The 21,395-nt window shown below is 71.9% G+C and carries 23 protein-coding genes and 1 pseudogene; 10 read left to right on the top strand and 14 right to left on the bottom strand.

Annotated elements, in window-relative coordinates; genetic code table 11:
• The first annotated feature begins 55 nt into the window (after nt 1-55).
• A complete protein-coding gene (locus ACGFW5_RS18225) occupies nt 56-463 on the top strand; it encodes a GntR family transcriptional regulator (protein ID WP_393835239.1) in 408 nt (135 codons plus the stop codon).
• Between the two features lie 4 nt (nt 464-467).
• Here ACGFW5_RS18225 and ACGFW5_RS18220 read toward each other — a convergent pair whose 3' ends face one another.
• Nucleotides 468-1,157: an ANTAR domain-containing protein gene (locus tag ACGFW5_RS18220; protein ID WP_393835238.1), complete on the bottom strand. Its 690-nt coding sequence runs from the start codon at nt 1,155-1,157 to the stop codon at nt 468-470.
• Nucleotides 1,158-1,288: 131 nt separating this feature from the next.
• On the opposite strand from ACGFW5_RS18220, the gene ACGFW5_RS18215 reads away from it, so the two are divergent.
• Complete coding sequence (locus tag ACGFW5_RS18215; RefSeq protein ID WP_393835237.1) at nt 1,289-1,648, top strand: MarR family transcriptional regulator; 360 nt, start codon at nt 1,289-1,291, stop codon at nt 1,646-1,648.
• Between the two features lie 268 nt (nt 1,649-1,916).
• On the top strand, nt 1,917-3,377 hold the full coding sequence (locus ACGFW5_RS18210) for a neocarzinostatin apoprotein domain-containing protein (protein WP_393835236.1): 1,461 nt from the start codon (nt 1,917-1,919) through the stop codon (nt 3,375-3,377).
• Between the two features lie 44 nt (nt 3,378-3,421).
• On the opposite strand, the gene ACGFW5_RS18205 is transcribed toward ACGFW5_RS18210, so the two are convergent.
• Together ACGFW5_RS18205 and ACGFW5_RS18200 are read right to left on the bottom strand one after the other, a co-directional pair.
• Nucleotides 3,422-4,594, bottom strand: coding sequence for an epoxide hydrolase family protein (locus ACGFW5_RS18205; RefSeq protein ID WP_393835235.1), 1,173 nt, complete (start codon nt 4,592-4,594; stop codon nt 3,422-3,424).
• 73 nt (nt 4,595-4,667) lie between these two features.
• Complete coding sequence (locus ACGFW5_RS18200) at nt 4,668-4,871, bottom strand: hypothetical protein (protein ID WP_393835234.1); 204 nt, start codon at nt 4,869-4,871, stop codon at nt 4,668-4,670.
• A 160-nt stretch (nt 4,872-5,031) separates the two neighbouring features.
• Here ACGFW5_RS18200 and ACGFW5_RS18195 point away from each other — a divergent pair.
• Nucleotides 5,032-5,371 (top strand): annotated as a pseudogene (locus ACGFW5_RS18195) (hypothetical protein).
• Between the two features lie 54 nt (nt 5,372-5,425).
• Here ACGFW5_RS18195 and ACGFW5_RS18190 read toward each other — a convergent pair.
• Together ACGFW5_RS18190 and ACGFW5_RS18185 are read right to left on the bottom strand one after the other, a co-directional pair.
• Entirely contained in the window at nt 5,426-7,438 is a 2,013-nt protein-coding gene (locus ACGFW5_RS18190; protein ID WP_393835233.1) for a flavin monoamine oxidase family protein, read from the bottom strand.
• Nucleotides 7,439-7,714: 276 nt separating this feature from the next.
• Nucleotides 7,715-8,038, bottom strand: a complete 324-nt coding sequence (locus tag ACGFW5_RS18185; protein WP_393835232.1) for a plasmid stabilization protein — start codon at nt 8,036-8,038, stop codon at nt 7,715-7,717.
• Between the two features lie 397 nt (nt 8,039-8,435).
• On the opposite strand from ACGFW5_RS18185, the gene ACGFW5_RS18180 reads away from it, so the two are divergent.
• Nucleotides 8,436-8,597: a hydrophobic protein gene (locus ACGFW5_RS18180; protein ID WP_393835231.1), complete on the top strand. Its 162-nt coding sequence runs from the start codon at nt 8,436-8,438 to the stop codon at nt 8,595-8,597.
• Between the two features lie 359 nt (nt 8,598-8,956).
• Here ACGFW5_RS18180 and ACGFW5_RS18175 read toward each other — a convergent pair whose 3' ends face one another.
• The 6 genes from ACGFW5_RS18175 to ACGFW5_RS18150 all read right to left on the bottom strand — a co-directional run bounded on the left by ACGFW5_RS18175 (nt 8,957) and on the right by ACGFW5_RS18150 (nt 13,121).
• The gene (locus ACGFW5_RS18175) at nt 8,957-9,949 is read right to left on the bottom strand and encodes an SMP-30/gluconolactonase/LRE family protein (protein WP_393835230.1); all 993 of its coding nucleotides are present in this window, start codon (nt 9,947-9,949) and stop codon (nt 8,957-8,959) included.
• The gene (locus ACGFW5_RS18170) at nt 9,946-10,605 is read right to left on the bottom strand and encodes a diguanylate cyclase (protein WP_393835229.1); all 660 of its coding nucleotides are present in this window, start codon (nt 10,603-10,605) and stop codon (nt 9,946-9,948) included. The genes ACGFW5_RS18175 and ACGFW5_RS18170 overlap by 4 nt, the downstream gene beginning before the upstream one ends.
• Nucleotides 10,606-10,747: 142 nt before the next feature.
• The gene (locus ACGFW5_RS18165) at nt 10,748-10,951 is read right to left on the bottom strand and encodes a CDGSH iron-sulfur domain-containing protein (RefSeq protein ID WP_393835228.1); all 204 of its coding nucleotides are present in this window, start codon (nt 10,949-10,951) and stop codon (nt 10,748-10,750) included.
• Nucleotides 10,932-11,585, bottom strand: a complete 654-nt coding sequence (locus ACGFW5_RS18160) for a HemK2/MTQ2 family protein methyltransferase (RefSeq protein ID WP_393835227.1) — start codon at nt 11,583-11,585, stop codon at nt 10,932-10,934. The genes ACGFW5_RS18165 and ACGFW5_RS18160 overlap by 20 nt, the downstream gene beginning before the upstream one ends.
• A gap of 61 nt (nt 11,586-11,646) precedes the next feature.
• Entirely contained in the window at nt 11,647-12,657 is a 1,011-nt protein-coding gene (locus ACGFW5_RS18155; RefSeq protein WP_393835226.1) for an iron-containing redox enzyme family protein, read from the bottom strand.
• Complete coding sequence (locus ACGFW5_RS18150; RefSeq protein ID WP_393835225.1) at nt 12,654-13,121, bottom strand: ATP-binding protein; 468 nt, start codon at nt 13,119-13,121, stop codon at nt 12,654-12,656. Before ACGFW5_RS18150 ends, ACGFW5_RS18155 begins: the two co-directional genes overlap by 4 nt.
• A gap of 142 nt (nt 13,122-13,263) precedes the next feature.
• Here ACGFW5_RS18150 and ACGFW5_RS18145 point away from each other — a divergent pair, with 142 nt between their 5' ends.
• On the top strand, nt 13,264-14,142 hold the full coding sequence (locus ACGFW5_RS18145) for a SigB/SigF/SigG family RNA polymerase sigma factor (protein WP_393835224.1): 879 nt from the start codon (nt 13,264-13,266) through the stop codon (nt 14,140-14,142).
• Between the two features lie 148 nt (nt 14,143-14,290).
• On the opposite strand, the gene ACGFW5_RS18140 is transcribed toward ACGFW5_RS18145, so the two are convergent.
• Complete coding sequence (locus tag ACGFW5_RS18140; RefSeq protein WP_393835223.1) at nt 14,291-14,791, bottom strand: ATP-binding protein; 501 nt, start codon at nt 14,789-14,791, stop codon at nt 14,291-14,293.
• Nucleotides 14,792-15,176: 385 nt separating this feature from the next.
• On the opposite strand from ACGFW5_RS18140, the gene ACGFW5_RS18135 reads away from it, so the two are divergent.
• From ACGFW5_RS18135 to ACGFW5_RS18120, 4 genes are all read left to right on the top strand, one after another.
• Nucleotides 15,177-15,536: a DUF6479 family protein gene (locus tag ACGFW5_RS18135; protein WP_393835222.1), complete on the top strand. Its 360-nt coding sequence runs from the start codon at nt 15,177-15,179 to the stop codon at nt 15,534-15,536.
• 192 nt (nt 15,537-15,728) lie between these two features.
• Entirely contained in the window at nt 15,729-18,215 is a 2,487-nt protein-coding gene (locus ACGFW5_RS18130) for a molybdopterin oxidoreductase family protein (RefSeq protein ID WP_393835221.1), read from the top strand.
• Complete coding sequence (locus ACGFW5_RS18125) at nt 18,212-18,703, top strand: hypothetical protein (protein ID WP_393835220.1); 492 nt, start codon at nt 18,212-18,214, stop codon at nt 18,701-18,703. Before ACGFW5_RS18130 ends, ACGFW5_RS18125 begins: the two co-directional genes overlap by 4 nt.
• Before the next feature lie 219 nt (nt 18,704-18,922).
• Nucleotides 18,923-19,570: a ScbR family autoregulator-binding transcription factor gene (locus ACGFW5_RS18120; protein WP_393835219.1), complete on the top strand. Its 648-nt coding sequence runs from the start codon at nt 18,923-18,925 to the stop codon at nt 19,568-19,570.
• A 75-nt stretch (nt 19,571-19,645) separates the two neighbouring features.
• Here the strand turns inward: ACGFW5_RS18120 and ACGFW5_RS18115 are convergent, their stop codons facing one another.
• Nucleotides 19,646-20,272, bottom strand: a complete 627-nt coding sequence (locus tag ACGFW5_RS18115) for a ScbR family autoregulator-binding transcription factor (RefSeq protein ID WP_393835218.1) — start codon at nt 20,270-20,272, stop codon at nt 19,646-19,648.
• A gap of 301 nt (nt 20,273-20,573) precedes the next feature.
• Nucleotides 20,574-21,329: a TetR/AcrR family transcriptional regulator gene (locus tag ACGFW5_RS18110; protein WP_393835217.1), complete on the bottom strand. Its 756-nt coding sequence runs from the start codon at nt 21,327-21,329 to the stop codon at nt 20,574-20,576.
• Nucleotides 21,330-21,395 lie beyond the last annotated feature (66 nt).

The raw sequence follows: 21,395 nt of genomic DNA, 5'->3' as shown, positions 1-21,395 counted from the left end.
CGAATCCGCCCGTCGAATCGGGCGCCACGCGAGGGACGGGAAGGAGGCGGGTGCGATGGTCGTGTTCCGCATAGAGCGACGCAGCGGCGTACCCGCGTACCTTCAGATCGTGCACCAGGTGGAGCAGGCCCTGCGCATGGGGGCGCTCGGCGAGGGTGACCGGCTGCCCACCGCGGCCCAGGTCGCCGCCGACACGAAGGTCAACCCCAACACCACGCTCAAGGCCTACCGCGAGCTGGAGCGGGCCGGGCTCGTCGAGGTGCGCCAGGGCGCGGGCACCTTCATCACCCGCTCCCTCGCCGCACCCGGGAGCGAGCCCGCGTCGCCCCTGCGGACACGGCTGGCCGACTGGATGCGGGACGCCGGCGCCACGGGCCTGACGGAACGGGAGATCGTCGCGCTCTTCGACACGGTTCGCGCCCAGATGTACGCGCCGCCGCCCGTCGGGCAGCCCGCGCCCTGAGCCGTCAGCGGCCGCCCACGGGAGCCGCGGCGTGGGGTGTCCGGCCTCCGTCGCCCGGTGACACCTCGGCCGCCGTCCTGGCGACCGCCGCGGACAGCCGCTCCCGTACGGAATCGGGCAACGGCGTGCCCGCCGCGGATTCCACCACCTGCTCGGCCAGGCTGCGCAGCTTGGTGTTGGTGTGCTGCGAGGTCGATACCAGCACCTTCCACGCGCCGTCGGCGCTGATGGCGAAGGCCGCCATGAGGATGCCGCGGGCCAGGTCGATGGTGGCCCGGCTGTGCATCGCCCGCCGCAACTGCTCCACTTCCAGGCGCAGGTCGGCCTCGTCACCGTCCGGCGGCGCAGCCGTGCGGGGGACGACGACCTCGTCGAGCTCTAGAGCCGGGACGGACTGGGACAACGCGTGCTCCCTGATGTTCAGCAGGAGGTTGACGGCGGAGCAGCCGCAGAACTCGATCCCGCCGAGGTCAAGTCGAATGCCGCCGTCCGAACCGGAGGGGGCCGGGTGGAGGGCATGCCGCAGCTGATGGTCCTCGCTGAGGTCGAGCTCGCCGCACACGCCGACGACCGTGCGGTCACCATCGGGGCGGCTGAAGACCGTCAGCCCGGACAGCTGATGCGTACCGGTGGAGCCGGCCAGCCGCGTACACGCGCCGACCTGCCCGGACCCGGATGCTTCACAGTGCGGCATGGCCGTCTCCCCTGCGCACTACGGCGATTCCTCCAGGAACAGGGTTGCGCCCCCGCGGACGCACGTCAAGAGATACATGAAGCCAAGTTCGTGTATTTCGCGACACAAATCGTCGGGCCTACGATGCGCCCATGGGAGAAGTACCGGAGCCGCACACCGGATGGACGTTCATCACCAACCACGCACGCGTGTTGGCGACCATCGCGGACGACCAGAACGTGCGCATCCGAGATATCGCCGCGCACTGCAGACTCACGGAGCGTGCCGTTCAGAAGATCATCGCCGATCTCGAACGGAGCGGCTTCCTGTCCCACGCCCGCGAAGGGCGCGGCAACACCTACCGGATCGAGCCGGGAAAGGTCCTGCGGCACCCCGCCGAGGCGGAGGCCGGGCTCACCGTCGCCTCGCTGCTCGGCCTCCTCGTCCAGGACGAGGCGCACCGCGCCGACCGGCCCGCCGGCGCGTACACCGCCCGAGCCCGCCACCGCTGACGTCCCTGCCGGCGCCCCCGCCGGCGTCCCCGCCCGCGGGCGAGTCATCCCCGGCGCGGTCGATGACGGCTTGTTCTCGCGGGTGACGCTGGCCGATTTGCGAACTGGTCGTGGCCCGCCGACGCCGAGAGGATGCTCCCCTGCCGGGTGGGCTACCGAGAGGGTGGAGCGGATGCGGTTACGGCGAAGAAGGTCGGGTCGGGGGCGCATCGGAGCGCTGGCCCGCGGGGTGATCGCGCTGGCGATCGCCTGTGCAGGAGTGGCGGGCGTGCCCGCGGCGGCGCAGGCGGCACCCGCCACTTTGGCCGCCTCCGCGGCATGCGGTACGGACCCGGGCGCCAAGGGCCTGGCGAGCTCGCCCGTGTCCGACAGCCTGGTGTCCGTGGACCGCGCGGACGGGCGGATCGCACAGCTCCAGCTCTTCTACGACGCCACGGCGACCCGCGGCCTGCCCTTCGTCTGGCACCGCGAACAGGCGGCGCCCGGCGGTGCGTACGGGCCGTGGCGGCGGGTGAGCGCGGCGACCGTCGGCCCGAAGAGCTACTACATCACCGCGATGGAGAACTCCGCGGGCGGCCTGGAGCTGCTGTTCTCCACCTACGGAACGTTCTGCCACTCGGTCGAGAACACCGGCGGCTGGAGCAGCCCCGACGCGTTCGGGCTCGCACCGACCCCGTACCACGGCGGCGTCGTGCTGTTCAAGGAGCGCGACGGCAGTATCGACGCCTTCGCCTCCGGGTCGACGACCGGCAGCACGATGGAGGTGCGGCACCAGCAGAACGCCGGATCCGGCTGGGGCCCGGTGCTCTCCACGGGCCCCGTCCCCGGCCAGGACGTCGGCCTGAGTCAGCCCAGTACGGTGGAACAACTCCCCGACGGCAGGCTCCACTTGACGGTCCGCGAATGGAACAGGGACCGGCTGTGGGAGATCTACCAGACGCTTCCCGGCGGAGGCTGGGGGCCGTGGACCCTGATGGCCCCGCACCAGGCATCACCGGCAGTGCGCTCGTACGCCCCCGCGCCCGCCGGGCCGCACCTGAACGTGAACCGGACGACCGGGCTGCGGGACGGCGACATCGTCACCTTCACCATCGCGGGCGGCCCGCCCGGCGCGTACGTCTGGGTGAAGGAGTGCGGGCCCTCGGCGTCCGCGACCACGTGTGACGACGACACCGGGCGGCAGTTCCGGGTCTACCCCGACGGCACATATCAGCTGTCACCGAAGAAGCTGTACGCCCAACTCTCCACCCCGGCAGGGGCGTTCGACTGCCGCACGGCGTCGTCCGCCAACCCGTGCTCGCTGGCCCTCACCGACAACAACGGGGCCCTGCTCACCACCGTCCCGCTGGCCTTCGCCCCGCACGGACGCCTGGAGGCGCCGCCCACGCTGCGCGTGAACCCCGACGACGGCCTGGTGGACGGCCAGGCGGTGCGGGCGACGGGCACGGGGTACGAGCCGCAGTTCCATGCCCTGATCATGGAGTGCGCGGCCGGCTCCACCGACACGCTCGGCTGCCGCCCGCGTTCCAGGCCCCCGGCCACCAGTGACACCGGGCACCTGGACGAGACGGTCACCCTGTCGGCGACGTTCACCGCCATCGACGGCCGCACGATCGACTGCCGGGCCCAAGGGGCGTGTGAGCTCGTGGTGTTCGGCACCCGGGTGCGAGGCCCGGAAACGGTCCGCCACCCGCTGGCCTTCGTCCCGCCGCCCACGTCCCGGGGCTGAACGCGCCCGGGCGGCGTCGCCCCGCCCCGTCGACAAGGAAGCCCTCAGCGTGCCGCCGCCCGGTAAGGGCGGAAGAACGCGCGTAGTTCCTCCGCGTACAGTTCGGGTTCCTCGAACGGCGCGAAATGGCCGCCGCGCGCCGGTTCGGTCACCCGCACGACGTTCGCCGTCCGCTCCAGCCAGGCCCGGGGCGGGCGGACGACGTCGCCCGCGAAGAGCGAGAACCCGGACGGCACCTCCACCCGGCGGGCGAGCTGCGCCGGCGGGATCGCGGCGTTCGCGCGATACATGCGCATCGAGGACCCGATGGTCTCCGTGAGCCAGTACAGCGTGACGTTCGTGAGGATCTCGTCCTTCGTGAAGCTCCTCTCGACATCGCCGCCGCAGTCGCTCCAGGCACGGAGCTTCTCGACGATCCAGGCGGCGAGCCCGGCCGGCGAGTCGCTGAGACCGAACGCGGCGGTCTGCGGCTTCGTGCGGTGCACGGCGGCGTAGGCGCCCTCGGCCGCTCCCCATGCGGCCACCTCGTCGAACCAGGCCCGCTCCTCCTGCGAGAGCTCGGCTCGGTCGCCGGTGAAGAGGGGGAGGCCGCCATCGGTGCGGTGCACGGCCACGACCCGGTCGGGGTGGTCGAGCGCGAGATAGCGGCTGACGTGACTTCCCACATCACCGCCCGCCGCGCCGAAACGCCCGTACCCGAGGACGTCCATGAGCTCGGCCCACAGGGCGGCGACGGCGACGGAGTCGAGGGGCGGGCCCTTGGGCCGGTCGGAATAGCCGAAGCCCGGCATGTCGGGCACGACGACGTCGAACGCGTCGGCCGGGTCGGCGCCGTGCGCGCCGGGGTCGGTCAGGAGCGGGATGACCTTCGCGTAGCGCCAGAAGCAGTCCGGCCAGCCGTGGTTGAGGATGAGCGGCAGCACGGGCCCGCTCGGCGCGACGGCTCTGGCGTGGACGAAGTGGATCCTGAGGCCGCCGAGCGGGACGCGGAAGTGGGGGAGTTGGGCGAGGGCCGCCTCCTGCGCCGGCCAGTCGAACTCGTCCGCCCAGTACGCGACGAGTTCACGGAGGTAGGAGAGGTCGGTCCCCAGTGACCAACCGGCGCCCTCGGGCACATCCGGCCAGCGCGTCGCGCGCAGCCGCGCGCCGAGGTCGTCGAGCGCCGAGGGGGCGGTCTGCGGATGGAACGGTTCGGGGCGGGGCGATGCGTCCGGCATGGCTCTCACCCTACTGACCGCCCGCGCCCCGTCGCGGGCCCCGCGAACGGCCGGGGCGGGCCTGCCGGGCCGCTCAGGGGCGGCTGCCGAGCTGCGGGTTGTTGCCGCTGAGCACGTGCTGTTCGGCCAGGACCTGGCAGAGCCCGACGTGCACTCCGATACCGGCGCAGTTGTCGTCGGCGCTGGGGGAGGGGGCGCTTGCGGCGGCGCCGGGGAGTGAGAGGCAGTTGCACGCGGCGAGGGCCGTTACGGCGAGGGCGGAACGAGTGAAGAACATGCGCCGCCCAACGACCGGCCCCGCCCCCCGACACTCCCGTACGTGTCACGAGCCGCCTCTTCGGCGCCCCGGGGATATCCCGTTGCCGGGGCAGGGTCACGACCGTAAGGTCCCTCGCATGTCTCTGCGCGTACGTATGCGTCAAGCCCTGCCCGCAGCGATGCGAGCCCGCGACAAGGTGGCGGTGAGCGCCCTGCGCGCGACCCTTGCCGCGCTGGACAACGCCGAGGCGGTGCCGGTCGGCGCGGCCCGGACTGCGGGGCGTGGCCATCGAGGACGCGCCCATGGGCGTCGGTGCCACCGAAGCGGCACGGCGTGAGCCGAGCGAGCGCGAGATGGCGGACATCGTGCGCGCCGAGATCGCCGAACGACGCGCGGCCGCAGCACAGTTGACCGCGCCCGCCCACGCCGACCACGCGGCGCGGCTGCGCGAGGAGGCCGCGCTCCTTTGCCGCTTCCTCGACGGGCCGGGCGAGGAAGCGGGCGGGACCGTTCTCTGACAGGGATCGGCGGGACGGCAGTTGGTGGCCCGGCAGCCTTACGGCTCGTGCGGATCAGTGCGCGGAATGGACCTCGATCGCGGCGCGTACCCCCGATTCCACGGCCCCCTCGATCCATGCGGGCTTCAGGGAGGTGTGGTCCCCGGCGAAGTGCAACGGGCCTTCGGGGACGGCGATGTCGGGGAACAGCTCGGTGTGCTGGCCCGGCAGCAGGACCGACGCCTCGCCGTAGGCATAGGGGTCGCGCGCCCAGCTCTGGGTGCGTCCCGCGCCGGTGTAGAAGACCTCGATGCGCTGCCCGTAGATCTCCTGGAGCCCGGACAGCGCGTGGGGGTAGCGGGCCTCGTCGTCGAAGGCGTCCCAGCGCATCGCGTCGTCCGCCCAGGTGTAGGACGCGAGCACGACGCCGCCGGGGCTGCCGGGCACGGTGTGGGAGGGGTTGAAGGTGAACCGGTTGGGGTTGTCGCTGACCGATCCGCCACCGAGGCTGCCCACGGCGCCCGGCTGGTCGCGCGAGACGCAACGGTAGGCCGCGTAGAAGGCGCGCTGGTTGCCGGACAGATACTCACCGGTGACGGAGTCGTGCCGGCCCAGCAGACTGCCGTCGGCGGGAGCCATGCCCCTGCGGTAGGAGTCGTAGAGGCCCGGACCGATGGAGGCGAGCTCGCGCTTCCACTCCTCCTCGCTGAACTCCCACCAGCGTCGGCTGAATTCGAGGAGGACCTTGGTGGCGCTGTCGTAGTGGAGTTCGGTGACGGCCCTGCGCTTGCGGTACGACAGGAGGGGCGCCACCTGGATGTGCCGCAGCCCCGAGAACGGCACGGTGATGACGGCCAGGTCGGCGGCGAACTGTTCGCGCACCGGCGTGCCCCCGCGTCCCTCCGACACGGTGTCGATCCATACGTGTGGTCCGTCGGCGCGCACATGAGGCGTGTCGGTGTGGGGGCGGGACGGGTCCCAGTACTCGATCCGCGTGACCCGGCGGTCGAAGCGCACACAGTCTTCGACCTCCTTCAACAGGGCATCCGGCAGCGAGGCGGTGCCGCCGCGCAGCTCCCAGAAAGTCGTGTCGGGGCTGATGAGAGCGGCATCGAGGAAGCTGTGGATGAACGACAGGGGAAGACGCGAAGTGAGGTCTTCGAGGCAGCCGACCAAGTTGATGGTGGGCTCGTCGAGCTTGGCGAACTCGGTCAGGAAACGGCGCATGGACCAGTCACCGAAACGCTCGATGACGCGCGCCCACCCGGCGATCATCTCCTCGGCCGGCTTGTCCACCCGACGCCCGTCGGCCCCCACCGTGCTGAACTCGTCCCGGACCGGCGCCAGGGCGTTGCTGAGGATCTTGCTGGAAGGTACGTCCCACAGCGCCCGGGGAACACCGAACGAACGGTTGACGCGTCGGGGACTGCGCGCGTAGTCGACCCGGCGGACGCGGAGACCGTTGACCTGGATCCAGGTGCGTTGCGCGGGGCTTCCGTCGGTGTTCTCGTCGACGAGACGGAACTTCTGCCGTGCCACCTTCAGGTGGTCGATGAGTGCCATGACCAGGGGGTGGCTCTGCGGGATCCGCATGGCCCCGGCCTCCGCGTACTGCCGCGGGTCGGCGAACGGCTGCTCGGCGTGCTCGTGGCCGCCGGTCCTGAACGTCTTGATCCTGCCGCCCGCGCGGTTGCCGTTGGCCTCGACGAGCGTGACCGTGTGCCCGGCGCGCCGCAGCAGCAGCGTGGTGACGAGCCCGGCCGGCCCCGCGCCCACCACCAGGACCTTCTTCGGCGCGGCGGCGGACCGCGGCAGGCCACTGCCCACGAGGACTTGCCGATAGGACGGGATCAGGTCACGGCCGTCCGGCCCGCGCATCAGCAGCGCCCGCGCGACCTCCACGCAGCGCTGGGACAGTGACGCGGGCGCGGTGGGGGCCAGGACGGGCGTCGCCGTCGCGGCGGAGGCCGTCGGCGCGGCCGCGCTCGTGGCGACCGCGGCGGCCGTGGCGGCGGTGGCGACCGTAAAACCGCGCCGGGACAGGGAATTGGGCCGAGAGGAAGTCCCGGACGCTTGAGGCGAGTGCATAGCCTCACCATGCAGCCCCGTACGCCGGTCACCGTACCGGGCACGCTCACCGCGTCGCCCGTCTTTAACCCCAATGGGCCATGCCCGGTGGCACGTCACGGACATGTGTGTCAGGGGGCGTGCCTGGCGTTCGAACCTCGTACGGGCCGGAAAAAGGGGCCCATCGGCCGGGTGCGGCTGCGATGGGCCCCGAACGCCGCGGCGCATCCGTTCTCCGGGCGGGGCCGCGTAGCAGTGCGGCGGGACGTGCGCCGGTGAGGGCACCGGGCGGTCCGGTCACTTGCCGAGGGCGCGCTTCAGCTGTGCCTTGTCCATGCTGGAGCGGCCGTGGACGTTGCGGCGCTGCGCCTCCGAGTAGAGCTGGTCGTACGTCGGCCCCTGCGAGCCGCTGTGCGAGCGCTGGCCACCACGCTTGGACGACGACATGTCCTGGGTGGAACTCTTGCTGGCCGTCTTGGACTCACCCGAACGAGCCCGCTCCTTGTTGACGGTCCGCGCCGCGATCTCCTTCGCGCGCTTGCTGCTCGCGCCGCGGTCCTCGGCGCTCTCCTTGATGTGCTCGTACTGACGTTCCCGCTTCGGGCTGGATCCGCTGGGCATGTCATCTCCTTGGCTGTCACGGTGATCTGGGGGGATCACCCTCACCCTGTGCCGCCCGGGACCACTTCGCAATCGGGAGGTGGCCCGACGGCTGAGCCGCCATGAGGGACCGGCAGGGGCTCGGCCGTGCCGGCGGCGTTCAGGACGACCGCACGCCGCGCGTACCCCGGCCCTGCGCGCCGAACCGCGCTGAACCGCGCCGAACCGCGGCGAAGCGGTGTGCCGCGGCGCGCGGGCGGCCCGCGCCACGGCACGGGGGACGGCTCGTCCGAACGGGCCTTCACGGGCGGAGCAGTCGGCGCGGCGCAAGGGCCGGCGCCGCGCCCCGGTGCGATCCGTGCGCCACGATGAATGAGGAAATGCGATGCGGGCACATGAAGACCTGGAGGTGGTTCCCATGGTTCCCTTGCTTCTCGTTCTGCTGCTGGCCCTGATTCTCTTCGGTATCGGGTTCGCGGTGAAAGTCCTGTGGTGGGTCGCGATCGTCGTTCTGATCCTGTGGCTCATCGGGTTCGTCGCCCGGCCGAAGGGCGGATCGGGCCGCTGGTATCGCTGGTAGGTGGAAGGGTGCGCGCCTCGTTTAGTGAGGCCGCGCAGGTGCGGAAGCGCCGGGCCGGGAGAAGGCAGCCACCCGGGACGCCGACGCTGAAGGACAAAACGGCGGGGCCGCTCGGGACACGTGTCCTGAGCGGCCCCGGTCGTGTGTCTGGGCCGGTACTGCGGGGCGGTGGCCCCGGTCGTGTGTCTCGGCCGGTACTGCGGGGCGGTGGCCCCGGTCGTGTGTCTCGGGCGGTACTGCGGAACGGTGGCCGCAAGGTGGGTCTCGGCCGGTACGCACGATGTGTGTCCCAGTCGGCATTGCAGAACGTGGCCGCGATGGGTGTCCCGCCGGGTCGGCCGGGCGGCACGGGGCCGGTCTCAGGCGGGGGCGGGCAAGTCGCACCAGGCGATGGCGTGCTCCATCAGACTGCCCATGACCAGGCGTCCCCCGTGTTCGCCGACCGACGTCGTCATGCGGAACCGCCGCCCGGCGCCCCGCAGTTCGCGGACCACCCGGCCCCGCTCGTCGACCTCGATCACGCGCGCACCCGAGGCCGGCGGCGTCGGCAGGTGCCGGGCCGCGCCGGCCACCGCGCGGCGGACGCCGGGCGCGGCGCGGTGCAGCCATGCGAGCGGCGGCGTGCGGGGCCCGGCGAGCGCGACCCAGAATCCACCGGCCGGGCTGCGGGACACGTTGTCGGGGAAGCCCGGAAGCGCGTCGGCCAGGATGTCGTGGCGGCCCGCGTCCGGGCCGCTCAGCCACAGCCTGGTGAGCCGCCACGCTCCGGTCTCGGCCACCATCACGTACGACTCGTCGGGTGCGAGCGCCACGCCGTTGGCGAATTGCAGCCCATCCAGGAGCACCTGGGGCTCGGCCCCCGGCGTCAGCCGCACCAGCAGGCCCGTGGGTTCATGCTCCAGGATGTCGCACAGCCAGTCGTCGAGACCGTGACGGCGGCTGGACACCGTGAAATAGACCGTGCCGTCGGCGGCCGCCACCGCGTTGCTGCAAAAACGCAAGGGCGCCCCGGCCACCGAGTCGGCCAGCACCTCCGGCCGCTGCTCGCCGTCCGGGTCGAGCCGAAGCAGCCCCCGCTCGGCGTCGCACACCAACAGACGCCCGTCGGGCAGGACTTCGAGCCCGAGGGGCCGCCCCCGGGTGTGGCCCACCTGCTCGATCCCGGCGGGGCGGTCGCCCGTGGGAAGGACGATGCGCAGCACCCGGCCGTCCGCCACACCGGTCACCACCCGCCCGGCGCCGTCGAAGACGACGTCCTCGGGGCCCGCGCCGCCCAACTCGACGCGACGAGGCCGTGGTAACGGCGTGGGTCCGGGCCGTGTCGTGGCCGCTCCCACGGCGCCGCGCCTCATGCGGCGCGCCGCAGGCGACGGGCCCGCAGGCAGCGCTTCATCTCCTCGGCGTAGGGGAGGCCCACGCCGAGCGCGATGGTCACACCCAGGGCCGCGAGATAGCGGGCGGGCAGCGGGTGTTCCTTGGGCAACAGCTTCCAGTCGTCGGGGCCGGGCCCGCCCCGCACCGCCGCGCGAACGGCCTCGGGATGCAGACAGGCGACGAACGCCATCGCCGTCAGGGGCAGCACTTCGAGGAAGCTGTGGATGTGCTGCTCCACCGGCCGGACCTCGCGGCGCCCGGTCGCGAAGCTGACGTCGTACAGGGCGGTCGCGCCATGGGCGAGCGCCGCGCCGCCCATGAGGGAAAGGACCAGCGGGTTGACCTTCGCCAGGAGACCCACGGCGACGGGAATGCCCGCCTCGGTCATCATCAGCGCGTGCACGGCCGACTCTCGGGCCCCGGACGTCTCCTCGATCTTCGTACGCCGGTGCATCCACCAGTCCGCGACGCCCGGAGCCACCCACAACGGCAGCACTCCGTAGAGCAGGAACCGGCGGTTGGCGGCCTCGACACCGGAGGCCGGCGCGGAGATCGCAAGGTCGCGCCCGCGCCGCCAGCGGGCCCAGGCACGCACCGGTACGGCCAGCGGGGAGGAGGTGGCGGGAGTCGGCATGGCAACCCTTCTCGTCGGGGCTCGGCGGGGTCCTTCTCGTACGGGCAAGCCTCCCCCGCGGCGGACGGGCCCGCCTTTCGGATGCGGGCACAGATGGCTCCGCGGCGGGGCCTTGTACCGGGGCCGGGCGCGTGGCGCCGGGTCAGTCCCGGCTGCGGCGCCGGTGACTGGTGTCGCACCACGGATAGCACCGGCTGCGCCTACAGGTGCACAGCGCGACCATGCAGCGGTCCGAGACGGCGGTGGTGCCGTCCTCAAGGACGACCTCGACGGGGCCCTCGACGAGCAGCGGCCCCTCGCGCTGCATCTGGATGCGCCGGGCGTTGTCAGACGGGTCGTTCGGCACGGATGACCACCAGCTCTTCCATCGTGTCGTCGTCGCCTATCAGCCCCTGCTCCGCAAGCCAGGCGCGCCGGGACCGCAGGACCGGGCCGAACGGAATGAACCGGCGGTCGGCCACCGCGGCCTTCAGGCCCCGCTCCCGCAGTTCGAGCAGGGTCGCCTGCGGGTCGCTGAGAGCCGAATGGACGATGAGGAGTACGCCGCCCGGCCGCAGCAGCGCAGGTGCCTCCTGGCAGATGCGGCGGAGCAGGAGCCGGCCGTCGTGACCCGCGTCCCAGGCCCGGGCGGGGCCGCGCTCGGGGGCCGTGGGGGAGAGCGCGGGGACGTAGGGCGGGTTGCTCAGAATGAGGTCGAAGGAGCGTCCCGCCAGTGGTGTGAGGAGGTTCCCTCGTACGACGCGGACCGGCAGCCCGGCCAGTCGTGCGTTGAGGCGGGTGCTGAGCACGGCACGCCAGGAGATGTCGACCGCGGTGACCCGGGCGCCGAGGCGGGCGGCCGTGAGGGCGATCGCGCCGGTGCCGGTGCCGATGTCGAGGACCTCGGCGCCCGGAGGCAACGCTTCGTCGTGCAACGCGTCGGCCAGCAGGTCGGTGTCGTCCTGCGGGTCGTAGACGCCGGGGAGAGCGAATAGGTTCACGCGCCCCGAGTACCCGACAATTCGTGATAGATCCGCACTAATTTATGTTTAACAGTGAGAATCATTGGGGCTGCTGGGGAAGCGGGAACCGCAGCGACGACTTCTGTGCCTGCCAATGCCCCAGAAGATGGTCCGCGAACCTGTCCTCCAGGAAGACGGTGGCGTCGACGCCGAACACGACGTCCTGGGCCAGCTCCGGCTCCTCCTCCAGGAGGCCACCGATGACTTCGTGCCGTACGACCTGCTCGTGCACCGCGTCGGCCTCCACGTGCTCGGTGTAGAAGAACTCCGCGGCCGGTCCCGCGCCGGCCCGCTTCATCGCCAGCGCCATGCGCCGCGACGAGGGGGAGGAGGTGACCTCCAGGGTGGCGAAGTGGCCGAGCAGCGCCCCGCGCAGGGCGCGCCGCAACCCGAGGAGCGACATGAGGTTGACCGTGGCGAGCATCTGCGCCGATCCGGCGTCCACGTAGCGGCCGTACGTCGTGTCGAGCCCTAGGTCGTCCATCAGATCGGCGAAGAGACGGGCGTGCACCCGCTCGGCCCTGCCGCCGCCGAACTCGTCGAACTCCACGGCCGCCATTCCCGCCTTCGCCCGCCCCCACAGACGGGGCAGCACCCAGGCGTGCGGATCGGCCTCCTTGAGGTGGTACAGCGAGCGCTGGGCGGCGTACTCGCGCAGCCGCCAGAGCTCGCCCTCGTCCTGGAGGAAGTAGGACACTCCGGTGCCGTGGACCGGCTCGACGAGGAGTTCCGCGAAGGCGTCGTCGACGTCGTGATCGCGCACCGCGTCCTGGCGCAGCGCGTCGAGGAAGCGGTCCTCCATGAGGCCCCGCAGCTCGATCAGCGCGGGATCCCACTCAAGGGCGTCGTCGACCTCGGCGAAGCCCCGGTAGTGCAGTTCGTAGCCGACGTACAGGGCCAGCTGCAGATCGTCGCCGTACGCGGTGGCGCGGGCGACGGACGCCTCGCCGGGGAGCCGGGCCGTGTCGCCGCGCAGGCGGCCGATGATGGCCGCGGACAGCTCGCCGCGGGCATCGGGCAGGTCGGGGCTTCGGTTCTTGCTCGTCGTCATGGTCCACGCCTACCCGGTGATCCGCCGGGTGCAACAGCGGGGTCGGCGATGCGGAGCTCGAACCACACGGTCTTGCCGCGTCCGCGGGGCACCCAGCCCCATGCCGCCGAGAGCCGCCGCAGCAGATACAGGCCGTGCCCCGACGAGCGTGCGGGCCGGTGCGGGCCGTGCGGGCTCGGGCGCCGGGGGCTGCGGTCGCTGATCTGCACCAGGAGTCGGTCGCCCACGCGGTCGAGGCGGAGTTCGTAGGGCTCACCGCCGTGTACGCAGGCGTTGGTGGCGACCTCGGAGACCAGGAGCAGCGCGTCCTGCACGGCCACGCTCTCCTTCGGCCCGCGGGGCCCGAACCACTCGTCGATGGCCTGACGTGTGAGATCGCGGCACCGCGTCACCACCCCCGGTTCCCCGGCCAGCGGGAACCGGCGGCTCCGCGACGCGTGCTTCGTGGCATGCCCACCTTTCATGAAAGTCGCCTGCCCCGACAGGCACGGCTGATGCGCCTTTTGGCATTAAACGCCGCCAATCAGGGCATAAAAGAATGAGAGTGCGCGGATGACGGGCCCTGTCGTCGGGGGCGTACGGGCCCGCCCCGTCGAAGGAGCCCCCATGCCCACCGTCAGCCGGGTCCCGCAGGCGCCGCCGCCCGTCGTACGGCGCAGGGCCCTGGGCGGCATCCCCGAGGTGCCCCGCCCCCAGGACCTCAGCACCGCCGACGCACGCGCCCTGTCCGAAACGCTGCTGCGACGGCTCGCGGAGCTCGACGAGGGCACTCCGGAACACGCCTGCGTCCGCAACACGCTGGTCGAGCTGAATCTGAGCCTGGTCAGATTCGCCGCGCGCCTCTTCCGCAACCGCGCCGAGCCGGCGGAGGACATCCTTCAGGTCGGCACCATCGGCCTCATCAAGGCGATCAACCGCTTCGAGCCGGCGCGCGAAGTGGAGTTCGCCTCCTTCGCGCTGCCGACGATCACCGGAGAGATGAAGCGCTTCTTCCGGGACACCAGCTGGGCCGTCCAGGTGCCACGCCGCCTTCAGGAACTGCGCCTGCGGCTGGCCGGGGCCGCCGACGGACTCGGGCAGGAGCTGGGCCGGCCACCCACGACGCGAGAACTGGCCGCCCGCCTGGGGATCACCGAGGCCGAAGTGGCCGAGGGCGAGCAGGCCGCGAACGCCTACACGGCCCGCTCGCTCGACCTCGCCGACGAGGACAGCGGGGCCACCGCCGTCCTCCGGACCCTGGGCGTGGAGGAGCCCTCGTTCGACGTCATCGAGTGCCTAGACTCCCTCAAACCGCTGATCGCCGCCCTGACGGACCGCGAACGCACCATTCTGTCGCTGCGTTTCGGCCAGGAGCTGACGCAGTCCGAGATAGGGGCGAGGGTCGGCCTCTCGCAGATGCATGTCTCGCGCGTCCTGGCCCAGATCATGGACCGGCTGCGTGCCGGCCTCCTCGAAGACGGGGACGCAGACGGACGGCCGCATTGACGAAGACGGACCGGCGAATGTCGAACAAGGACCGGCGGCCGGACCGGCGGCTTGGGGGAGTCGCGCCGACGGTCGGAGCGGGGGGCAATCCCGACCGCGCAGCGGCGACGCGGGGACACTGGCCACGCGGGCCGACGGGCCGAGTGCGCTACCTCGCGCGGACGCCGCTGCGGGCGGCATCGCGGGCGGCACTGGAAGGCAGGACGACTTCGAGCCACACCGTCTTGCCTGCCCCCTCGGCCGCGGCCGCCGAGCCCCACCTGGCGGCGAGCCGGTCGAGCAGCATCAGACCGTGCCCGCCGGGCACCGAGGGTGCGCGGGGACGGCGTACGGGGGCGGCGGAGCTGGCGTCGGTGACCTCGACCCGAAGGTGCCCGTCCCTGTGGCGCAGGACGAGCTCGCGGGGGCCGGCCGCGTGCAGGCACGCGTTCGTGACGACTTCGGACACGAGGAGCAGCACATCGTCCACCCGCTCGGCGTCCGCCGGGTCGGCCGACGACGTCCATCCCCAGTCGTCCAGGGCCACGGCGGTGAAATCCCGGCAGCGGGAGACCACACCGGCCACTCCGAACAGCCTCAGCCGGCGGATCTGGCTCCGCCCGGACAGGCCCGTGCCGCTCATCACGCTCTCCGCTACTTCCGTACCCACGCGACCACCGCCTCCCATGGATCGGTGTGGGCACAGCACACCTGATGCGCCCTTGCGCTCTCGGACATCCGGACACCGGGCACGAGCCGCGCGGCGACGGAGAAACGCCCGCCGTACGCGCCCTGTCCGTTGCCGGTCGTCGCCGCCGACATGGGGGCCACCTGCCTTCTCGACTGCTGCTGGAATCCCACGCGGCCGCCGCGGATGAAGATCCACGCCGCGTGGGGGAGACCTGTAGGGAGGGTGCCCAATAGTCGCCGCTCTAGTGGCCTGGCCGGGGGAAAGACCAACACTTCCCCGCAGTGGGCCGCCGGCTCGGACGGCGTGCGGGCCGGGCCCGGCACCCGTCGACGTTTCACGGAGACCGCTGGGGTACCCGCACCGGATGACGTGTCTCAGCATGCAACTGGCCCTCGACCACGGCCTGGTGATCGGCGTGGTTCCGCTCGCTGTCGGCGTGGTGCTGGTGGCGTTGTTGATCGGTGCCGTGTGGTGGGGGCGGCGCCGCCAGGCCCGCCGCGCGGCACCGCCCCGCCCCGGCGAGCAGCCGCGGCTGCCGGAGTCGGGCCCGGTGGGCGAGGTCCGTGAACGCCGTGAGCCCGCCGAGGTCCCCCGCAGCGACCACCGGCTCACCCCGCACCAGCTGCCGGGCTTCGGCAACCAGGGCACCCGCCGCGCCGAGGACCAGGCGCCGCCCGACGAGGGGCAGAGCGGGGCGTTCGGCAGCGGCGGTCCGTCGGCGTAGGAAGCGATGCGCCGCCCGCCGCCCGAGCCCGGACACGCCGCAGGCGCCGCCGCTCTGCCGGCCCGCCCGGCGCTGCTCGGCGGGCTCACACCATGGGACGGTCCGAGCGGCGCCGCCGTTACAACCCTTCGGCCACGGGTACCGATGAACGGTCGCCGCACCGGGTGTCGGTCGTGGCACTGGGAGGTGGGCATGGACGCATCGGCGGACCGGATCGCGGAGCCATGGGGCGGCCGCACTCCGTACGGACGGGGTGAGGCGTGGCCGGCACGTGTCGACACGTACCTCGCCGAAGGGGTTGAACCCGCAGAAGTGCAGCGGTGGGTACAGGCCGCCTCGATTCTGCACTCCGACGGAGACGCCATGGACATCGCGGTCAAGGACGGCCACATGGTCGGCGTCCGCGGCCGTGTGTCGGACCGCGTCAACCACGGGCGGCTCGGGCCGAAGGACCTGTTCGGATGGCAGGCCAACAGCTCCCGGGACCGCCTGACGCGTCCTTTGGTCCGCGAGGGCGGCCGACTCGTCGAGTGCGACTGGGACACCGCGATAAGCCGGGTGGTCTCCCGGTCCAAGGACCTCCTCGACCGGCGGGGGCCGGGTTCGATCGGCTTCTACACCAGCGGCCAGCTGTTCCTGGAGGAGTACTACACGCTCGCCGTGCTCGCCCGGGGCGGGATCGGCACCAACCACCTCGACGGCAACACCCGTCTGTGCACCTCCACCGCGGCCGAGGCGCTGAAGGAATCCTTCGGCTGCGACGGGCAGCCGGGCAGTTTCGACGACATCGACCATGCCGACGTCATCGCCCTGTTCGGCCACAACCTCGCCGAGACTCAACCGGTGCAGTGGATGCGCGTCCTGGACCGTCTGGAAGGCAGCGACCCGCCCCGGCTCGTGTGCGTCGACCCGAGGCCCACCCCGGCGGCGCGCCTGGCCTCCGTGCATCTCGCGCCGCGCGGCGGAACGAACCTGGCGCTGCTCAACGCGCTCCTGCACGAGATCATCCGGACCGGTCGCATCGATCAGGAGTACATCGACTCCCACACCGTGGGCTTCGACGAGCTGAAGGAACGGGTCAAGGACTGCACCCCGCAGTGGGCCGCGGAGATCTGTGACGTACCGGCCGACCACATCAGGCAGGCGGCCGACATCCTCGGCGGCGCCCAGCGCCTGCTGTCCACGGTGTTGCAGGGCGTCTACCAGTCCCACCAGGCGACGGCCGCCGCCGTACAGGTCAACAACCTGCACATGATCCGCGGGATGCTCGGCCGTCCCGGCGCCGGAGTCCTGCAGATGAACGGGCAGCCCACCGCGCAGAACACCCGCGAATGCGGCGCCAACGGCGATCTGCCGGGCTTTCGCAACTGGGAGAACGACGACCACGTCGCCGATCTGGCCAAGGTGTGGAACGTGGAGCCGGACACCATCCCGCACTACGGTCCGCCGACCCACGCCATGCAGATGTTCCGTTACGCCGAACAGGGCTCGATCCGCATGCTCTGGATCAGCGGCACCAACCCCGCGGTCTCCCTGCCCGAGCTCGCCCGCATCCGCTCCGTCCTCGCCCGGGACGACCTGTTCGTCGTGGTCCAGGACCTCTTCCTGACCGAGACGGCCCAACTGGCCGACGTGGTACTGCCCGCGGCCACCTGGGGGGAGAAGACCGGCACGTTCACCAACGCCGACCGGACCGTACATCTGTCGGACAAGGCGGTCGAACCACCGGGCGAGGCCAAGCCGGACCTGGACATCTTCCTCGACTACGCCTCCCGCATGGGCTTCCAGGACAAGGACGGCGGGCCCCTGGTCACCTGGCACGACCCCGAGTCGGCCTTCGAGGCCTGGAAGCGGTGCAGCGCGGGACGGCCGTGCGACTACACGGGCCTCACGTACGGCAAACTGCGCGGCGCCAGCGGAATCCAGTGGCCCTGCAACGACGAGTTCCCCGAGGGCACCGACCGCCTCTACCGCGACAAGATCAGCTGGGCCCACCCCGACATGTGCGAGTCCTACGGCAGGGACCTGGTGACCGGCGCGTCCACCGCGGTCGTCGAATACCGGTCGCTGAACCCGGACGGCAAGGGCCTGTTGAAAGCGGCCGGCTATCTGCCGCCGCACGAGATGCCGAGCGACGACCACCCCTTCCAGCTCACCACCGGACGGACCATCTACCACTTCCACACCCGTACGAAGACGGGACGCGCCCCACAGCTCAATGCCGCCGCGCCGGATGTGTGGGTGGAGGCCTCCGCCGAGGACGCGAACCAACTGGGCCTGCACGAGGGCGACTTGATGGAGGTGAGCACCGCGCGCGGCGCGCTGCGCGCACGGCTGCGGATCACCGGCATCCGGCCCGGCCTGCTGTTCGTGCCCTTCCACTACGGCTATTGGGACACGCCGGCGGGTCACGGGCCAGGCGACGGCACCCCGGGCCGGGCCGCCAACGAGACGACGATCACCGACTGGGACCCCGTCTCGAAGCAGCCCCTGTTCAAGACGGCCGCCGCGGCCCTGCGCCTCGTGGAACGCGGGGACGGCGCCGTGGTGGCGCCCACCACCGCCGCATCCGCGCCCGTCGGAGCCGCCCCCACCGCTCCGACCGTGGGAGGACCGTCCGCGCACGCGACCCAGACACGGGATGACGACGGCGACAGGCGCGAAGGGAGCGGCACGTGAAGGGCATCCAGATCGTCCTGCGCAGCACACACCAGGGCGAGCACCACTTGGCCGAGGAACTGCTGGCGGTAGCCGAACGTCACCGTACCGAGCACGAGGTCCACCGCGTCGCCATCGACCTGGCCGGCTGGTCGCGCGAGCACGTGGCCCGGCTCGCGAAGACCGCCCGCGGCTACGACGTCGACCTGGACGGGCCGCCCGACTCCTCCGGGACCGGCGTCCTTGGGACCCTCAGGGCGAAGACGGCGCAGGCCCTGGGGCGCCGCCCCGAGCCGGGGCTGCTCCTGCTGCGCGACCTGCGGGAACTGCACCTGGCCGCATCGGAGAACTCGCTGAACTGGGAGATGCTGGCCCAGGCGGCTCAGGCAACGCGGGACGCCACTCTTCTCGAACTCGCCTCGTCCTGCCATCCGCAGACGCTGCGTCAGATGCGCTGGACCAACACCATGATCAAAATCCTCTCCCCGCAGGTGCTGACCAGTCTGTGACCCGGGCGGCCCTGTAACCCAGGCGGCATGGCGAGCGACCGGCGCCGGTCATGAGACGGCGCCCCCGGCTCGTGACCGACGCCTGCCGCTGTCCGCCGCCGCCGTGCCCCGGCCCGAACAATCCTGCACATGCCGGAGGCATCCTTAGTGGTGGTCGAAAAACCGCGAAGCTGGTTTGATAATGCCCAGCAGCCAGCCCAGGTACCGAGGAGCCCCGGTATGCAACAGGAACGTGCCGTGCGCACCCGTCAGGCGCTGATCCACTCCGCCGCCGAGTCCTTCGAGCAACACGGATACGCACGGGCCAGGCTGGCCGGCATCAGCACGCATGCGGGAGTCAGCCTCGGCGCCCTCCACTTCCACTTCGAGAACAAGTCGGCGGTCGCGTCCGCCGTGGAGATGGCGGCGGCCACGAGCCTGCGCCGCGCCGCCTGGGCGGCCCAACGCCCGGGAATGAACGCCCTTCAGCGACTCGTCCAGATCTCGCACGCCCTGGCCGACCGGCTGCACCACGATGTCGTCGCGCGTGCGGGCCTCCGGCTGAGCAGCGATCCGGGCCGCTCAAGCCAGGTGGATCTGCGGCGGGAATGGCAGGTGTGCGTACGGCAGTTGCTGGCGCGAGCCCGCGAGGAGGACCTGCTCGCCGAGCACGTGGATCCGACGGCGGCGCTCGCCACCATCCTCGCGGCGACGACCGGCTTCGGCCTGCTCGGCCGCAAGGACGCGCGCTGGGTCTCCCCGCCTTCGCTCACCGGGTTCTGGCAGCTCGTCATCCCGTGCCTGGCCGCCCCGGCGCTCGGCCAAGCGGTGACGGTCACGCCGAACGGCGCGGCAGCCGAGCCCGGGTTCCTCGCGGCGACCGCCTGAGCGGAACGCCTCGCGAGGCGAACCCGTGGGCTCCGCAAGGGAGTTGAGCGGCAGCTCGCGGGGGCGCCGCGCTGCTCAGTGAGCCTCGGGCGCGGTGCCCGAGGCGACCAGCTGGTCGAGGACCGGTCCGTGCGCGAGGCGCGGAAGCAGCAGCGCCCAGAATCCTGTCAGTGTGGCCGACGAAAGCCACCGTGCGTCCTGCCCGCCCAGCTCCTCGAATCCGGTCATCGCCCCCACCACCATGAGCGCCGCGTCCTGCGCCGAGACGCCCCGCATCAGCGCTCCCTCCCGGTCGGCCCGCGCGAACGCCGCCTCCACCCAGCTCTGCCACTCCCGGTGCAGATCCCCGCCCACGCGCGACGAGTCCGGGTCTTCCTCCAGGTCGAACCCCGCCCGCAACACCACGTCGTCCTGGAAACCCCGTGCCAGTGCGTGGCTGGCGTCGACCAATGTCTGTAGCGCTCCCCGCCGCGCCGGACCGTCCTCGGTGATCCGCCGCAGCCGGCGCGCAGCCGCTTCGCGGACCGCGTCGGCCAAGGCGGCCTTGCTCGCGAAATGGAAGTGGAGCGCGCCATTGCTCACCCCGGCATGGGCGCTGATCGCGGCGAGTGACACCGTCTCGAATCCGTCCCGGTCGAACAGGGCGGCGGCGGCCTCGATCAACGCGTTGCGCGTGCGTAACGCGCGTTCCTGTACGGCCATCAAGGCGCTCCGTCACTGCGTGGGGGCATTGGGGCAGCCGTGCGCCGAACGGCGGGTCGCCGTCAGGTGCAGCCGCTGCAAGCCCACCACCGGCGCCCGGCCTGAGCGGAAACACCGCTTCTGCCGGCCGGCCCCAGGAGAATATCAAACCGTGCGCGCGGTTTCCCGAGGTCGGCAGCGGGTGCGCAGCCACCGGGGCCGACCCCTCAGCCGATCCCTCAGCTCATCCATGAGCCGATCCGTCGAAGGACCCTGTCGCCCTGAGAGCCCCCTCGCCGAGGCGCCGAACCGGGCGCGCCCGCTAGGGAGTTGGCGGGCCCGTGGCCGTGTGGGCGAGGCGGGCCTCCAGCCCGTCAAGGAAGCGATCGAGCCCGTACGCGAAGTTCTCGTCCCGCGCAGCCTTCGGATCCTTGCCCCGCTGGTCGGCGTACCCCTTCCGCAGCCGCGGATAGTCCTGTGCGGCCTGTTCGGCCGCCGGCCACAGGCGTTTGACCCACTCCTGCTCGGTCTCTCCCACGCGGGTGAGCATCGTCAGCCACGCCGCCTCGCTGATCGCCGTCCCCGTGACGTACGCGAAGAGCGCGCGCACCGCGTGGTCCGCCTCGCCGAGCGGGAATCCGGCTTCCTCGAAGGTCGCGATCATGCGGTCCGACAGGCGCATCACGTTGGGGCCGAGGTGGGCGACGCCGACCTCGCCGAGTACGGAGGCGATCCAGGGGTGCCGAAGGATCATCGCCCTCAGGGCGTGGGCGCGCAGCACCGTGGTCTCGCGCCAGTGCGCGGTCCGGTCGGTGTCAGGCTCGGCCGGCTCGCCGTACACCTCGTCCACGACCAGCTCGATGAGCTCGTCCTTGTTGGCCACATGGCGGTAGAGCGAGGTGGCTCCCGCGTCGAGCCGGGTGCCGAGCTTGCGCATGCTGAGCGCGGCGATTCCCTCCGCGTCCAGCAGACGTACGGCCTCCGCGACGATGTACTCGCGGCTCAGAGCCGGCTGCTCGCGCCGCTCGCGGGGACGGACCCACACCGATGGAATGGGCCGCTGCTCGGCGCCAGGCATTCCGCCTCCTTCATCGTCTCGCGACCTGCGCGAGGAAAGAGCTTCAGCGAAGCGCTCTGGCAGCGA

The organism is Streptomyces sp. NPDC048416 (assembly GCF_043200435.1).
GTDB lineage: Bacteria > Actinomycetota > Actinomycetes > Streptomycetales > Streptomycetaceae > Streptomyces.
This window is presented reverse-complemented; position numbering and strand designations above follow the sequence as displayed.